This is a genomic window from Dysgonomonas sp. UBA7710, from assembly GCF_002482385.1.
Lineage (GTDB): Bacteria > Bacteroidota > Bacteroidia > Bacteroidales > Dysgonomonadaceae > Dysgonomonas.
On record NZ_DLFW01000029.1, the window covers coordinates 71,269 to 87,911 of the forward strand.

The 16,643-nt window shown below is 39.6% G+C and carries 10 protein-coding genes and 1 tRNA gene; 6 read left to right on the forward strand and 5 right to left on the reverse strand.

Annotation, left to right across the window (positions count from 1 at the left end; genetic code table 11):
• The first annotated feature begins 8 nt into the window (after positions 1-8).
• From B3317_RS09560 to B3317_RS09580, 5 genes are all read left to right on the forward strand, one after another.
• Complete coding sequence (locus tag B3317_RS09560; RefSeq protein WP_291110949.1) at positions 9-947, forward strand: ribose-phosphate pyrophosphokinase; 939 nt, start codon at positions 9-11, stop codon at positions 945-947.
• Positions 948-1,100: 153 nt separating this feature from the next.
• On the forward strand, positions 1,101-1,763 hold the full coding sequence (locus B3317_RS09565; RefSeq protein ID WP_291110950.1) for a phosphatidylserine decarboxylase family protein: 663 nt from the start codon (positions 1,101-1,103) through the stop codon (positions 1,761-1,763).
• Positions 1,764-1,767: 4 nt separating this feature from the next.
• Positions 1,768-2,475, forward strand: a complete 708-nt coding sequence (locus tag B3317_RS09570; RefSeq protein ID WP_291110951.1) for a CDP-alcohol phosphatidyltransferase family protein — start codon at positions 1,768-1,770, stop codon at positions 2,473-2,475.
• 115 nt (positions 2,476-2,590) lie between these two features.
• Positions 2,591-2,664: transfer RNA gene (locus B3317_RS09575), tRNA-Ile, on the forward strand.
• A gap of 331 nt (positions 2,665-2,995) precedes the next feature.
• A complete protein-coding gene (locus B3317_RS09580; RefSeq protein ID WP_291110952.1) occupies positions 2,996-3,301 on the forward strand; it encodes a hypothetical protein in 306 nt (101 codons plus the stop codon).
• A 109-nt stretch (positions 3,302-3,410) separates the two neighbouring features.
• Here B3317_RS09580 and B3317_RS09585 read toward each other — a convergent pair whose 3' ends face one another.
• The 5 genes from B3317_RS09585 to B3317_RS09605 all read right to left on the reverse strand — a co-directional run bounded on the left by B3317_RS09585 (position 3,411) and on the right by B3317_RS09605 (position 11,251).
• Entirely contained in the window at positions 3,411-5,024 is a 1,614-nt protein-coding gene (locus tag B3317_RS09585; protein WP_291110953.1) for a glycoside hydrolase, read from the reverse strand.
• A gap of 95 nt (positions 5,025-5,119) precedes the next feature.
• Positions 5,120-6,697, reverse strand: a complete 1,578-nt coding sequence (locus tag B3317_RS09590) for a RagB/SusD family nutrient uptake outer membrane protein (protein ID WP_291110954.1) — start codon at positions 6,695-6,697, stop codon at positions 5,120-5,122.
• 13 nt (positions 6,698-6,710) lie between these two features.
• A complete protein-coding gene (locus B3317_RS09595) occupies positions 6,711-9,749 on the reverse strand; it encodes a SusC/RagA family TonB-linked outer membrane protein (RefSeq protein ID WP_291110955.1) in 3,039 nt (1,012 codons plus the stop codon).
• A 35-nt stretch (positions 9,750-9,784) separates the two neighbouring features.
• On the reverse strand, positions 9,785-9,958 hold the full coding sequence (locus B3317_RS09600) for a hypothetical protein (RefSeq protein ID WP_291110956.1): 174 nt from the start codon (positions 9,956-9,958) through the stop codon (positions 9,785-9,787).
• A gap of 3 nt (positions 9,959-9,961) precedes the next feature.
• Positions 9,962-11,251, reverse strand: a complete 1,290-nt coding sequence (locus B3317_RS09605; protein ID WP_291110957.1) for a hypothetical protein — start codon at positions 11,249-11,251, stop codon at positions 9,962-9,964.
• Positions 11,252-11,590: 339 nt separating this feature from the next.
• On the opposite strand from B3317_RS09605, the gene B3317_RS09610 reads away from it, so the two are divergent.
• Positions 11,591-15,649 (forward strand): hybrid sensor histidine kinase/response regulator transcription factor, encoded by a 4,059-nt coding sequence (locus tag B3317_RS09610; protein WP_291110958.1) that lies wholly within the window; start codon positions 11,591-11,593, stop codon positions 15,647-15,649.
• Positions 15,650-16,643: the final 994 nt, after the last annotated feature.

A 16,643-nucleotide genomic window follows, 5' to 3' on the forward strand; every position in this document is an offset into this window, starting at 1 on the left:
ACGAAACAATGGAAAGTAGTGTGCCTTTCAAGATTTTCTCGGGAACAAAATCCCGTTATTTAGCTGAAAAAATATGTACAAGTTTAGGTTGCCCTCTTGGTAAAATGAATATCGAGCGCTTCGCTGACGGCGAATTTTCTGTCTCTTATGAGGAGTCGATCAGGGGTTGTCAGGTATTTCTTGTACAATCTACATTTCCATCTTCGGATAATCTTATGGAGTTGTTATTGATGATAGATGCGGCCAAAAGAGCTTCTGCGCATTCTATCATCGCAGTTATTCCTTATTTCGGGTGGGCAAGGCAAGATCGTAAAGACAAACCCCGTGTATCTATAGGAGCTAAGCTTATTGCCGATATGCTTGCCGCATCAGGTATAAACAGACTGATAACTATGGATTTGCATGCAGACCAGATTCAGGGATTTTTTAATGTGCCTGTCGACCATTTATATGCTTCGGCCATATTTGTTGACTATATCAAATCTCTGGATTGCGAAAACCTTGTTATTGCGACTCCCGATGTAGGTGGTACTAAGCGCGCGAGTTCATATGCTAAATATTTCGGCATGCCTATGGTTATTTGCTATAAACTTCGTAAAAAGGCAAATGAAATATCAGAAATGCAGATTATCGGAGATGTTGCGGGTATGGATGTCTTGCTTGTGGACGATATTGTGGACACAGCAGGAACGATAACCAAAGCTGCAGATATTATGATGGCCAGTGGAGCACGTTCGGTACGTGCTATTGCCAGTCATGCCGTAATGTCTGACCCTGCTTCGGAGCGTGTCGATCAGTCCGGGCTTACCGAAATGGTATTTACCGACAGTATCCCTTATTCTAAGAAATGCGAAAAAGTTGTTATCTTATCGGTAGCCGATGTCTTTGCTAACGCTATACGACGTGTGCTTTCGAACGAGTCTATCAGTTCTTTATATGTGTTATAATCACTTTAAGGCTGATTAATAAATCTTAAAAGAAAGAGAGATTAGCTAATCTCTCTTTTTGTTTGCCCTAAAATTCGGATAGCAAATTTGTATATATCATCAAATAAAGATACTTTTGCAACTTACAATAAAATTGTTTTACAAAATACAGTAATGAAAGTTCATCACGAAGGACGCGGCGTTTTAACAACATACCTTATCATACTGGTTCTGCTAAATGGAGCTTTGTGGTATTTTTTTCATCATTCCGTTTTATCTTATCTTGTGGGAGGGGCATCTCTCGTTCTCTTCCTTATTGTATTAAACTTTTACAGGAGTCCATACCGTCGCTTTTCCGGCAATACGGATGATATTATTGTCGCCTCGGCTGACGGGAAAATCGTTGCTATAGAAGAGGTGTATGAAGGTGAATATTTTAAAGATAAGCGAATAATTGTTTCCATTTTCATGTCTCCGTTTAATGTTCATGCAAATTGGTATCCGATAAATGGAAAAGTACTCATGTCTAAGCATCATGACGGACGTTTTATGGCTGCTTATCTGCCAAAATCGAGTACTGAAAATGAACGTTCGACCGTTGTCATGGAAACCGAGGACGGCCGCCACCAGATACTTTTGCGCCAAGTTGCCGGAGCCATGGCCCGGCGTATTGTTACATATGCGCAAGTAGGAGAAATCGCCCATATTGATGAGCATCTGGGTTTCATTAAATTAGGTTCCCGGGTGGATGTATATCTTCCTTTAGGAACCGAAATATTAGTAGAAATGGACCAGAAGGTTACAGGTAACCAAACTGTTATCGCTAAATTCAAATAACAAAATGAAAAGACATATCCCTAATGTATTTACTTCCTTTAATTTATTTTCCGGTTGTATCGCCACAGTGATGGCCTTTCAGGGAGAATACACATGGGTTGTTGTATGGGTTATCGTAGCCGCTTTTTTCGATTTCTGCGACGGTTTTTCAGCCCGCTTATTGAAAGCTTATTCTCCTATGGGCAAGGAGTTGGATTCACTTGCCGATATGGTAAGTTTCGGTGTAGCACCAAGTATGGCCGTATTTCATTTTTTATCACAGAATACGATCCGCATTTCTCAAAATCCGGCCATTATAGAATATTTACCATATATGGCGTTTTTACTGGCCGTCTTCTCCGGTTTGAGATTAGCTAAGTTTAATATCGACAAACGCCAGTCAGACTCTTTTATAGGACTGAATACGCCGGCAAACGCCATGTTCTGGGTCAGCTTCTGTTATGGACTGACACACGATGCCCCAATGATAACAGCTTTGTTGATGTACACTGTTCTGGCGGCGATATTGGTTTTCTCATCATTGATGGTGTCTGAAATTCCGATGTTTTCATTGAAAGTAAAGAGTATAAAGTTTAAAGGAAATGAGTACCGCTACTTTCTTATAATATTTATGATAGGTATGGTTGCATATATAGGGATATTGGGAATTGCCGGAGGGATATTGCTATATATAGCTATGTCAATCATTAACAGCCGGAAACAAGCGGAATAAGGCTGTGGTATTTATTTTAGATGTATTTTTCATCGCATTTTTTGCTCAAAAGTTTGCGGGTTTCAGCAAAAAGCAGTAATATTGCAACCGATTTCGGGATAACCGCCGAAAATCAGGTCCTATAGCTCAGTTGGTTAGAGCATCTGACTCATAATCAGGGGGTCCCTGGTTCAAGCCCAGGTGGGACCACGCAGAAAATGAAAGACTTACAGTAAAATGTAGGTCTTTTTTATTGCCTGAACTTTAACAAGTTTGCAAGGTTTTGAAGGGGTAATGTAAACCACACAGTAAACCTTTTCCTGACTATATATACACAATTCATTATCTTCCGCCTAACCGTCTTTCTAAATTCCTCCATTGCACTTGAAAATCCCAATAATAATTGTTATGCTTTTATTAGATTCATTTAGAAATAGAATCTGCTATTAGAAAAGATTATTAAAAAAACAGCAGTATTAAAATATTATTTGCCTTTAAAACGTCTGTAATAACAAGCACGATTTAATAATTTACACAGAATATGATTAAGACCATTGCAATAATAACAGATAAGGGCACACCCGGAAAGGAAATAAAAGAAAATATGCAAGTAAATGTATTCAGGCTGGAAAACGATAAAGTATCCGGTTATGAAAGTATAAAGCTAAGTAGTAGCGACACAGGTAGTTTTTCGAAGCTGTTAAAAATAAAGAAGATCAGTCTGATTTATATAGATTCTATGAGCAATGAACTAAAACGCCTGCTGAAAATATTAGGTATACATGTAAAATGTAAGGAAGAATGGGAAGGGGATGAGTTTATCCGAAAATTCGTTTTTGGTATATAATTCTATCGAAGGGAAAAGTCTGTATCAAAATAATCTGACTTCATTGGGAATGATTCTATATCAGAATATTATTTCCCCAATGAAGTCAGATTTATTATATTGGTTATTATTACTTTAAGGTATAAACTACTGTTAGAACAGAATTAGGTGTTACAAAAATAGAATTACCTGTATCTTTAATACTATCTTCTTCCAAATCCTGTGTCTGACTGGTAGTATATGTTTTTATCGATTCTATTTCCGTATTAGCCAGATTGGCCCTCACGTCATACCGGGTTGCTGACAAATTGGTATAAACTGCCACCACTTTCTTACTATCCGGCGAAACATATGCACTTCCGAATAATTCTTTTGATGTATTCTTCATCTCAAGTTCTACACGTTTATAGTCAGGACGTATAAACAAGCTATAGTTACCAAGCACCCATAATGTTTTGGTCGCTACATGAGTACCGCTTTGGGTAATATCACCATAATTCCCCCCGGCAGGAGTCACTTTTATCAGTAAGAATCTATTCTTATGGCTCCAGCGTTCCAGGTCGATGCTAGTCCAGTAAGACCATGAGGAAACATTGGCATATACAAGGTCGCAGTGTATAACCTTCGACATATACAAGGCTATATCCATATATGAAGCATTGTCAAATCCTACAAACTCACTGCTGCTGTAGCCGTCGCCGAGCATACTCCATTCGGTCTGGTAAACTTTCAGACCAGCCGCACCGGCTTTTGTTCCAACGGTAGTTCTTACGTCTACCAGGTTTTCCCAATTTCCATCAGTCCAATAACTATGACCGGCAACAATCGGTGCTACATGTTTCAGGTCTCCTACATAACTCGAAGATGCATTGTCGAACAAATTATATATCACATTCTTTCTTCCGTTATCACCATCGGTTTCATATAAATAATTCCAGGCGGCGGCTTCTGCCAATAATATCTTTGTATTAAGCCCTTTATCCTCTATGGCCTTATCGAGTTCTACAGAAAGTTTCTTAATCTCACTGTTTTGCCAGCCTGAACCTTCTTGTCCGCTTTCCCAGTTGTATTGGGGTTCGTTTACCGGGCTTATATAATCAAAGTCGATTCCCTTATTTGCCTTGAAATAATCTATTGCAGAAACAATATAATTGGCAAAGTCGTCATAAGCATCGTCTTTCAGATTAGAATATGCTCCGGATGCAGAAAAGCCTTTTCCATTGCGGGTAAGATATACCGGAGGAGTATTGCTGAACATCACAAACTGTTCGCAACCATAGCTCTTAGCTTTTTCAAGGAAGTATTGTTGCCCGGCTTGCTTTGTCCAGTCTAATGTTCCATCTGCCGGATTCATGAAAGATTCTGCCCGTCTGGTAACTTCTTCTATACCACTGGCAGCTCCTTGCTGTGCAGTACCTCCTCCCAGATTGAAACGCCACCCGGACAGTCCGATACCATCCGGCTTACCTCCTGTAATATTATTCGAGAATAATAATTTAGCAATGCCCTCTTTCTCTGTCTCCGTCCAATAGGTACCTATATAGTTAGGTGCCCAGCAATCGGAAGCCGCAAAACTTTCGATGGTCTGATATGTTGTACTGAGCGATATAGTAACATTTTCATTGCCTTCTTCTGTTTCTTCACCAGCTCCGGTATCGGGTGCAATGGTTGGTGTGGGATCATCATTACATGAAATGCATGATAGAAACAGACACATAAATAATACCAGCTTTATAATTTTCATAGTGCCATTAATTAATAAATTAAAGATATGATAGTGCGCCCTCGAATCATCACAGTTTCAGATAAAGAGCGCACTATTCTTATCAGATATACAAATCAGAAATTAGGGTTTTGTGCAATACTTCCTTCTGACAGAAGAACTTCTGTATTAGGAATAGGGAATAATAAGTCCCTGTTTTCCTGGAATGTTATTCCTTTATTACTATTCTCCGTCTGATTTGTCAATTCGTATTCATCCGTAGATTCATATAGATTATATCTTACAAAAGTCCCGTTCTGACCAAAGACATTGCAGATGGCCTTTTTACCGTTGTCGTCCGTCCAGCGGCGAAGATCATACAAACGATGATTTTCAAGAGCTAATTCCAGGCGTCTTTCCAGTCTTATCGCATCTCTAAGGGCAGTACCCGATGATGTTACTTCCGGTAATTCTACACGGTCGCGTACTCTTTTCAGTGCTTTACGGGCGTTTTCATCATGTCCTTCTTCATTTGCTGCTTCAGCATACATCAATAATACATCTGCAAAACGAAGCAATCTGTGATTCAGATTGTTATGATTAGCATCGTATGGGGTAGGGCGCTGAGCGTGAGGTATATAATATTTTCTGTTTATACGTGCCGATTTATGTTTAGACGGAGTTATCAGATAATCTTTAGCTTCATCGGAATCGTCTCCCGGTACATCATCTCCATTTTTTACAATAGTCCAGCGAAGGCGCTCTGTATCTCCTGCGTCCAAAAATGCTTTTTCCAGATTACTGGTCGGTAATCCCCAAGACCATCCCGAATCATCCCGAGAACCGGTAAACACAGGCAGCCTGCCCCCTAAGTTGTAGCTGATATCAGAATTGAATTGTACTTCGAAAAGTGATTCCACGCTATTGTTATGATCTATAGACCATACATCCTTAAAGTTGGTACACAAATCATATTCCTGTGTATCTATCAATTCTCCCAACAGGCTTTCTGCTTCGCTGTATTTGCCTTGATATAAATAAGCTTTACCCAGATATCCCATAGCCGCACCTTTTGTAGCCCTGCCAAGGTCTGAGGAATTATACTCGCTTCTCTTAGGCAATCCGGCGATAGCATCTTTCAGGTCCTGTTCTATCTGAGCATAAGTTTCATCAATACTTTTACGCTGGATTCCGTGTATCTCTTCAGGCATCAGCATATCCAGCACGACAGGTACTCCTCCATAATTCTTTACTAAATCGAAATAGAAGAATGCACGTAGAAATTTAGCCTCAGCTATCATTCTTGTACGGAGAGTTTCGTTCTTAATAGGAGCATCTGCAACTCTGTTTATAACGATATTACATCTTAATATACCTTTATAGCGATATTGCCAGAAATTTGATATAGGCCCGTCAAATTTAGGGTTTCCATAATGGCCCATTCTAAGCCAGTCACTCTGCGACTGGGTTGTATTACCCAACCAAAGGTCGTCTGTACACATATCGAATCCTACATAAGGAGCCTGAACCTGCCACCAGTCGTCGAAGAATATGGCTTGGTAGCATCCTGCCACCTGCTTCAGGCACTCTTCTTCCGTTTGGAAGTAAGTATCGAGATTTTCCTGTCCTAATACGGGTCTGTCGAGAAAGTCGGAACAACTTCCCAATGAAAGTATTAAAGCCCCGCCAATAAATATTTTTAATATATTTTTCATTGTCTGCTACTGATTAAAAGTTAATATTAAGACCGAATAGGAATGTACGTGGGTTAGGATAACCCAGATTGTCAATACCGGCTTCCAATACACTACCCATAGCTGCGCGCTCCGGGTCCATTCCTGAGTAGCTGGTAATAGTAAACAGGTTTTGAGCCGATGCCGAAAGGCGTATTCCTAAACCTTTTGTCATTTTAGTTGGCAGGGTATAACCTATCTGCAATAGTTTGCAACGGAAATATGATCCGTCCTCAACAAAGAATGAAGAAACCCTGCGGTAATTCAGGTTGGCGTCAGTATAGGAAAGACGTGGGTAATAGTTGCTTGTGCCTTCACCTCTCCATGCCTTATCGTATGCGTCTGCAAATACATTCTGTCCTTCGGTTCCGGCATAAAAACCACCCTTAGCACTGTTGTATATATCGTTCCCGATAGTACCATAGAAATTAGATACCAGATCAAAGTTTTTGTATCCCATGCGGAGATTCAGACCAATCATCAGATCAGGGAAAGCACTACCTATATATGTTTTATCTTTTTCGTCTAATACACCATCGTTATTCAAGTCTTTGAATCGGATATCCCCCGGTACTGCATCAGACTGGAGCAATTCACCTGTATTGCTGGTATGACTATTGATTTCTGTCTGATTCTGGAATATACCATCTGCTACATAGCCGTAGAAGCGGCTGATCTCACCACCTACTTCATTTTTTATAATATACTCATTAAAGAATCCTCCTCTTAGATACTCAGTAGTTAAGCCGAAGCCCTTAGCAATATTTTTCACACTGGATAAATTTACCCCAACTTCGTAGTTGAAGTCCCTCATCTGGTCTTTCCAGTTTACAGATAACTCCCATCCTTTAGCTTCCATGCTACCAATATTAGACCACATTTCTGCATTCCACATCGGGTATCCACTTACCATCAGATTTTGTTTTTTTATCAACATGTCTTTGGACTTTTTGAGAAAGATATCTGCAGTTATATCCAGGCGGTTATCTAAGAAACCAGCGTCTATCCCTACATTATAGTCTTCTACGGCTTCCCATTTCAATGTAGTATTACCTACCGAGCTAATGCTGGTTCCGACATAACGGTCGGAGTTGAAGACATAGTCAGATCCACCTATAAGATTCAGGAAAGAGTTTATATCTATCTTGTCATTTCCTACACGTCCCCATCCTGCACGTAATTTCAGATTTGACAATACATTCTGATTTTTCATAAATCCTTCTTCAGAAATTCTCCATGCAACAGAAGCCGCAGGGAATGTAGCATATTTGTTTCCTTTCGGAAATTTGGAGGAGCCATCGGAACGAACCGAAGCTGTAAGATAATAGCGGTTATCATAATTATACATTACACGTCCCAAATAAGATAGATATGAAGTATATACATCTGTGCCCGATGCTTGTGGATTTAATGTTCCAGCACTTACATATTGAAGATTTTCATGATTGCTAGGTAAAGCTTCTCTTGATCCGGTCAACCAGTATTGCGCAAACTTCTCCATTGTGAAACCTCCCATCAGGTTCAGATTATGCTTTTCATTGAATGTACGCATATAGTTCAATGTATTTGTCCATGTCCAGTCCACCCAGTGATTTGAATTCCGCTCAATTTTGCTCTGTTCACTCTGCTCAAGATTATCAATGTAGAATTTAGGAGTATAATTGTCGGTCATTCTGAAGCGTGCATTTACACTGAATTGTGTGCGGGCTACCAGCCCTTTTATAGGCTCGATGCTCAGATATGGGTTCATCATCAGCCCATATTCATTACTGTGTTTATTTTGACGGGCAACGCTTCCTGCCGGATTCCAAACCTGATTGTGATAAGAACGGGCATAGTTATCATATTCGTTTGCAGTCCAGTCTTCTCTGGCTCTATATACAGGCGTTGTTGGGTCCATACGCATAATGGCATCGAACAGGTTAGGTGTATCGTCCCAGTTTTCGTAACGGGGAGCAAAGTCTATTCCGGCTTTTACAATACTGTTGAATTTATACTCAGTATTGAATCTACCTGTAATACGTTCCCAGTAACCAACATCGAATTGAGAGTTCTGGCGGAAATATCCAAAACTTCCGCTATAAACAAATTTATCTGTTCCTCCCTGAAAACTAAAGTTATATGATTGAGTATATGCTACATCGTTAACTGTCTGATCCCACCAATCTGTATCAGAGAATGAACCGATACCGGCAACATCCCAAGGGGCATTCCCTCCGCCTTTAGCCTTGTCGTTTTCGTAACGTTCTTTAAATACCTTCTCATAAGTTGCGGCATTTGCCATATCGGGTTTGCTCAGGGTTTGCATCCCTAAAGATGCGCTGACCTGGAATTTTACTTTTCCTTCCGATCCTTTCTTAGTAGTCACCAAAATTACCCCATTGGAACCTCTTGTACCATAGATTGCCGCAGCTGAGGCATCTTTCAATACTTCTATACTTTCTATATCATTCTGATTCAGGAAATTTATGTTCGTTCCGTCTGCCATAGGTACTCCGTCCACTACATACAGCGGATCGGAACCGTTTATTGTAGTCACACCACGGATTATCACGCGCGGGTTGTCTCCCGGGCCACCCGAACCGGTGATCTGCACACCGTTGGCTTTACCCTGCATGGAATATAGGGCATTTCCTGATGTCATGTTCTTTAATGCTTCTCCTTTTACGGTAGTTATTGAGCTGGTTAGGTCACTCTTTTTCACCACGCCATAACCGATAACCACTACATCGTCGAGCATCTTTGTATTATCTTCCATCACAACATTTATAACCCCGCCTTTGTCCATCTTCACTTCCTTGGTTATAAGGCCGATCATGGAGTATAGAATCGTAGCATTTTCCGGAACATTCAACAAAGTATAATTTCCATCTATGTCTGTCATTGTTCCATTGGTTGTGCCTTTTTCCATTACAGTGACGCCAATAAGAGGCTCATTGCCGGCAGCCGTAACTTTTCCCGTAAGTGTAACTTTGGTCTGTGCCATAAGACACAGAGGCAAGGTTAGTAATAGAATTATCAGATATTTTTTCATAAGTATTTATTTATGTTTTTTACTTCTGTTTATGTTTACTCGCGGACAAGTTTAGCTCTTCCCAAATGAGCATCAAAGTATAATTTATAAGAACCTGTTTGTTTTACTGTCGGTTTGGCCCAGTTATCAGCACCGTTAGGCTTGGTCCATGCAGGGTTCTTATAATCGCCATAATAATTGAAAATTTCCGGTTCGTCCGAATTGTCCACTCGCTATGAGCAATAGTTCCACCATCCATCGGAGTGCCAGTTGTGGAAAATAAAATTCATTTTTTGTCCAGCTTCCAAAGACAAAGGGTTAGCCAAATAATAGAGGTGCGGATTGGTCGCATCCTGTGTAAACCGGCTTACTTCTTTCGGATTGGAAGTCATATAACCAAAATAGAACTCCTGAAGCCAGCTTCCACCATCACCCCAAGTATCCAGGCTGATAGAACCGAACTTATGAGGTACGGGATCAATCGCATCAGCAATTGCATATGTCTTGACTTTATAAATAGCGGTTTTTACATTAAATGTAATTTCATAATATACATTCGCCTGAGTTAACACGATAGGTTCTGCAATATCAGGGTCATCAGTCAATTTTGTGTTATCAGCAGGATCGATGCCGAAACAAATCGGGGTAAAATCGCTTTTTTGAGGTAAGAAGAAAATTTCAGTACCTGCTTTCTGGCAATAGTAATTGGCTTTATATTCATAAGCGGCAGTACGCTCTATACGCATAGGCACGCCAAAAACGTCACTGTTCAACTCGGCTACAGTCGCTACATCCGAAAGGTACATTTTAGGGAAGTCCGGCATTTCCGATACAGTAATCACACTGGTCTTGCTTGTTTCGAGTCCTGCTTTGTCAACAGCCTTTAATGTCAGATTATATATGGCTACAGCCGAAGGTAATGTTATAGGATCGTTGAATTCGAGGGTCTTGCCTGAATTTGTGAAGGTTGTGATTTCCCTCGAATAATTGATTTCAGGTATATCTATTGTTACCTGCTCCAATGCTTTGTCATCTTCCACTGTAAACTTAACATTCAATCGGGTTTCTGTTTTCAGCAGAACTGTTATAGCTGCATCCGGAGATACAGTAAATACAGGATTTGTGAAATCCCCGTCCATGGTAACTAGTACAGTTTCTGTAGTGGTACGTCCGCCCCGGTCGGTAGCGGTAACATCCAATTGGAAATTGTCTCCTTCCAGACCCTTCGCTATCTTGTATTTATAGTTCAGGTCGAAAGAATATACAATACTGTCTAATGTAAGATCTATAGTCTTATCCAGATTGAATGCCGCATTTTTCAGATTGATGGAACGAAGCCCGTCTTTATCGTCTATCTTTGCTTTAATAATGATTTCCCTCCCCGGCTCTGTCTTTATATTCGAAGAGCCCATAACAATTGTAGGAGGTAACCCGTCCACATCAGAATAGCCATCGTCATCACTGCATCCATTCAATAGAAATAGAAGGATCAACAGCAAGCTAATACACTTTTTTGTTTTCATGAAATCAGATTTTAGTTTATGAAATTTTTTTAATTTAAGGTCTCAGACCTATTTATTACTTTGTATCTGCAATAGCAATAGTCAGTTATAAATAAAATATGTTGTATTAAATACTTTCTATAGCTTATTTCTTGGAGAATACAGTTAAAACCGCAGTTGTGGACGTTCTAATTGTACCAGCACTACATTTTGCAGCAAATGTATATATTGATCGACTACGGACGGGAACGCAAACTAATCATTAATGAATGCTAAATCGGTCAATGCTCAATTAGGGTATCTATATTATCAGATTATTATTACATTTGAATATAAATAGTCAATAGTCTGATAAACCTTATGAGATCGTTTTTATTCCTGATTCTTATTCTTTCGTCATTACTATCATCTTATGCTCAGTCTTATACGATAAAAAGGCTGGGTATAGAACATGGCGTTTCAAACAATTATATTGTGAGCATTACGCAGGATAAAAGAGGATTCTTATGGTTTGCCACCGAATCCGGATTAAACAGGTTTGACGGAAATAAATGCAGAATCTATAAAAAGAATAACATCGAGGGCAGTAACAGTGTAAGCGGCAACGAACTGAACAAGGTATATGCCGATCAACAGGATAATGTGGTATGGATCGCGACACAACGGGAAGGGCTAAACATGTTTGATTGCTATTCTGAAACATTTACCCATTATAAACATGACGCCGCCAATCCATCGGGAATTATAACAAACGACATTACCGATATAACCAACTCTAAAGACGGGAACCTATGGCTGTCTACATATTACAGGGGTGTGGAGTATTTCAACAAAAGGAATAAGACGTTCGAACACTATAATCAGTCTACGATTCCGGGGATGGTCAGTGATAATGTCTGGTCTGTAAATGAAGACAATAAAGGACTGTTATATATCGGACATGTGTCGTCAGGACTGAGCATATTGTCATTGAAAGACAAAAAGATAAGAAATTTCAGAAACAATCCGGATGATAAGGAAAGCTTGCCGGGAGATGAAGTAAGGACTATCTATGTCGATAAAAATGATAATGTATGGATAGGGACGAACAATGGGCTGGCTCTTTTTAATGCTGAGAAAGAATCATTTATAGTATTCAGCCACGATCCCCAAAACAAGGCTTCCCTGATTTCTAACTACATATACACCATTAATCAGCTCAGCGACGGGAAATTGTGGGTCGGAACAGAAAAAGGCGGTGTAAGTATCCTTGATATAAAGCAGAGCATGTTCCTGACCCCTCAGCATGTTTCGTTCAATAATATTTCTTACCGGGACGATAGCAAAGGATTTTCGAATCCAACGATCCGGTGCATTTATCAGGACTCTTTCAACAACTCCTGGTTTGCCACATATGGAGGAGGAATAAACTTCATCAGCCATTACTCACCTTTTTTCGATACATGGTCGTACTCACCTATACAAACGCTGAATAATTCTTTAAATAACCCGATAGCATGGGGAATATGCACTGATGAGAAAGACCGTGTATGGATAGGGACCGATGGCGGGGGAATCAATATTTTCGAAAACGGAGAAAGGACACGGATTTTAGATAAAAAGAGCAATAAGATAACCGATGACGCTATCTTAGCCGCGATCAGAGACTCAAAGAACAACCTATGGTTCGGCACGTTCCGGGGTGGTGTGAATATATTTGATTCGCAGAGTAAAGCCATTTCGGAATTTATGATAGAAGGGAAAAACACGGATGTCAGGTGTTTTTATGAAGACAACGAAAAGAATATGTGGATAGGTTGTACCTATGGATTATATCAATATAATATAGAGACAAAGAAAGGGCAGTTGTTCTCTACCGGGAATTCCGAATTGCCGAATAATCTTGTACGGGCTATTTCGAAAGATAATAAAGGACAAATATGGATCGGTTTCTTCGGGGAAGGGCTGGCTGTTCTCGACAAGAATTTAAAAGTTATCAGGATTCTAAAGACAGACAGGGGCTTTCCATCCAATACGGTAGATCATATATACAAAGACACGAAAGGGCAAATGTGGGTGGCCACGGGGGAGGGGCTTGTCTATTTCAAATCTCCCGATAAAATGGATGAATATATCGTTTTCGACGAGAAAGACGGATTAATCAACAGCCATATCAGGGCTATTACCGAAGATAAGGATGGTAACATATGGATTAGCACCAACGGAGGGATCAGCCGTTTTATGCACAACAATAACAAGTTCGATAATTACGACCATTACAATGGGGTTCCCCTGGGTGATTTTATGAGCGGTTCGGTTACCAAAGACTCCAAAGGAACAATATTCTTCGGCTCGCAAAACGGTGTCTGTTATTTTGATCCCGAAGCTGTACCTACTCAAATAGATTTACCGCCTACGGCTATCACCAGTTTTAAAATATATAGCGATCAGCTGAAAATATCGGATAACGATACGGATATACCGGTTACGTCCGACATTGAGCTAAGCTATAATCAAAATACATTCAATATATCATTCAATGTATTGGATTATTCTCTCAATCATCTGGTAGAATATACTTATATGCTCAAGGGACTGGAGGATTTATGGTATAATACACAGGGAGAAAACTCCGTTACCTTCCGCAATATTCCTCCGGGTACATACGAACTGTTAATCAAATCCCGGGTTAAAAATCAGGACTGGTCGGAGAATATTACCTCTCTGACAATTAATATCAATCCGCCATTGTGGCTCACATGGTGGGCTAAAGCGCTGTATATTATAGCGGTTTTCTGCATAGTAATTCTTATACTCCGTTTCTATAAGCGTAAACTCGACTTAGAGAATTCTCTTACTTTAGAAAAGAAAAACCATCTGCAAGAACAAGAATTAAATAACGAAAGACTCCGTTTTTTTACGAATATAACCCATGAACTGCGTACTCCTCTGACTCTCATACTGGGGCCTCTGGAGGATCTGCATAGCGACCCAAGCCTTATAGAAAAGCATTCTTCCAAAATATCAGCTATTTACAGAAGTGCAACACGGCTGTTAAGCCTTATTAATCAAATACTGGAATTCCGGAAAACAGAAACCCAAAATAAAAGACTTAGTGTATATAAAAGTGATATTTCACAACTGATACATGAAGTCGGTTTAAAATATAAAGAGCTTAACACCAACAAGCGCATATCATTCAATATCAGCATAGAAACTCAGGACGTGAATATTTTCTTCGATCCGGATGTAATAACGACCATACTGGAAAACTTATTATCCAATGCATTCAAATATACGCAAAAAGGAAGTATTTTGCTCATATTGAGATCTGTAGGGGATAAGGGTGTAAACTATACCGAAATAGAGGTCAGAGACACGGGAAGAGGCATTCCCCCTGAATCAATTTCCAAAATATTCGACAGGTATTATCAGGCCGAAAGGGAGCAGCAAGTATCCGGTACGGGTATCGGACTGGCCCTTGTGCATAATCTCGCTTCCATACATCAGGGAGAAATAGTTGTTGAAAGTAAACCGGGTGAAGGAACTTCTTTCCGTTTCAGAATCGTTACGGACAATACTTATCCTGATGCTTTACATATGGATAAGACAGCCAAAGATGCCATAGAAGAAAACAGGGAAAAAGAAAGAACGGAAACAAATGACACAAAACAAGTCATTCTGGTTATCGAAGATAATGATGATATCAGAGATTATATCCACAACTCACTATCCGAACAATACAAGGTATATACTGCTTCTAACGGGATAAAAGGGTTAGATGAAGCTTATGCGCACATACCTGATATTATTATCAGTGATATTATGATGCCCGGGATGGATGGTTTCGAATTGAGCAGAACGTTGAAAGCAGATGTCAGAACAAGCCATATACCAATTATCCTGCTTACGGCAAGGGATACTATTCAGGACCGGACAGAAGGGTACACTATCGGAGTAGAGTCATATATAACAAAACCTTTCAGCGCCAGCCTGTTGCATAGCCGTGTTGCCAATCTGCTGGAAGCCCGGCGGAAGGTCGCAGAATTGATAAATAATAATACTGCAAATAAGAATGCCATCATAATAGATTCTATAAGCAAAATAGATAATGAGTTTATAGAAAAAGTAACGTCCATTATTGAGCAGAATCTGGATTCGGACAATGTAGATGTTGCATTTATAGCGGACAAAATGAATATGAGCCATTCCACACTATACAGAAAGGTCAAAGCTCTTACGGGTATGTCTGCAAATGAATTTATAAGAAAGGTAAGAATACGCAATGCAGAGCAACTTCTTCTGACGGGGAAATATACTATTTCCGAAATATCCTATATGGTAGGGATGAATAGTGTTACTTATTTCCGCCAATGCTTCAAAGAAGAATTTGGATTGGTACCATCCGAGTACATAAAACAGATAATGAACAGAAAGTAATCGGGGTAAAGAACGTTTTATCTTTTCGGGGAAAGTTTATCTATGTAGTAAGCAATTAGTATTAACTTTTAGCTTATGGTTCTTTGAAGTGTTGATTGGCCCCCTTAATCCCCCTCCGGGCAGGGCTGTTAAGTTCTAATTTTTTATACCCTCTGTGTCATGTTGAACGGAGTGAAACATCTCGTTCCTCAGGGTCGGGATCCTTCGTTCCACTCAGGATGACAGCAGAAAATAACAGAATAAAGTAGAGAACTTAACAGCCCTGCCCGGAGGGGGACTTACAATGAGGGTAAAAAGTAATAGGTAGAAAAAGTGTTACTTTTACATACGCTTCGCTCCTGTGACCGTTGGTTGTTACTTTTTTGAAAATAGTTACAAGTAAACGAGATACGAGATACAAGTTGTTGACTGATGACTGTTAACTGTTAACTGATATATCTGTCACCTTTGTTACCTTTTTTAATAGTTACGGGTTGGCTGGCGCCCTGTTTTGTTTCACGCAAAGACGCAGAGACGCAAAGTTTTTACATCTTACGAGTTGTTAATTGATGACTGTTAACTGTTCACTGAAAAAAACTGTTACTTCTGTTACTTTTTAACTATATATAGTTAATGAATGTGAAATGCGTAAGATGTAAACAATGAAAAAACTGTCAGATGTGTCAGGTTTTAACCATACATAGTTAATAAACGTAAATATAGTGATGAATTATGGGCTTTAAGTAATAAGTAGTAAGTTGAGAAAGCTGTATTACTGCTAACTGTTGACTGTTAACTGTTAACTGTAAATAGTGTTACCTTTGTTACCTTTTTTACTATTGCGATCAAAAGACAGATTCCTGACCAAAATAAATGACTAATTGATGATTCTGTGTTTGGTTTTCGTCTTATTTCTTTTACAAACAACAGGATTTATAATATATGACTCATTTACTATCCTAATTTGCCCTATCTATACCCCTTCGCATTCTGTCATATATTGTATTTTTGTTAA

Coding starts and splice junctions, on each gene's coding strand:
- B3317_RS09590 (WP_291110954.1), bottom strand. CDS start 6,697: ATGAAAAATATATTAAAAATATTTATTGGCGGGGCTTTAATACTTTCA.
- B3317_RS09580 (WP_291110952.1), top strand. CDS start 2,996: ATGATTAAGACCATTGCAATAATAACAGATAAGGGCACACCCGGAAAG.
- B3317_RS09560 (WP_291110949.1), top strand. CDS start 9: ATGGAAAGTAGTGTGCCTTTCAAGATTTTCTCGGGAACAAAATCCCGT.
- B3317_RS09595 (WP_291110955.1), bottom strand. CDS start 9,749: ATGAAAAAATATCTGATAATTCTATTACTAACCTTGCCTCTGTGTCTT.
- B3317_RS09605 (WP_291110957.1), bottom strand. CDS start 11,251: ATGAAAACAAAAAAGTGTATTAGCTTGCTGTTGATCCTTCTATTTCTA.
- B3317_RS09565 (WP_291110950.1), top strand. CDS start 1,101: ATGAAAGTTCATCACGAAGGACGCGGCGTTTTAACAACATACCTTATC.
- B3317_RS09585 (WP_291110953.1), bottom strand. CDS start 5,024: ATGAAAATTATAAAGCTGGTATTATTTATGTGTCTGTTTCTATCATGC.
- B3317_RS09570 (WP_291110951.1), top strand. CDS start 1,768: ATGAAAAGACATATCCCTAATGTATTTACTTCCTTTAATTTATTTTCC.
- B3317_RS09610 (WP_291110958.1), top strand. CDS start 11,591: ATGAGATCGTTTTTATTCCTGATTCTTATTCTTTCGTCATTACTATCA.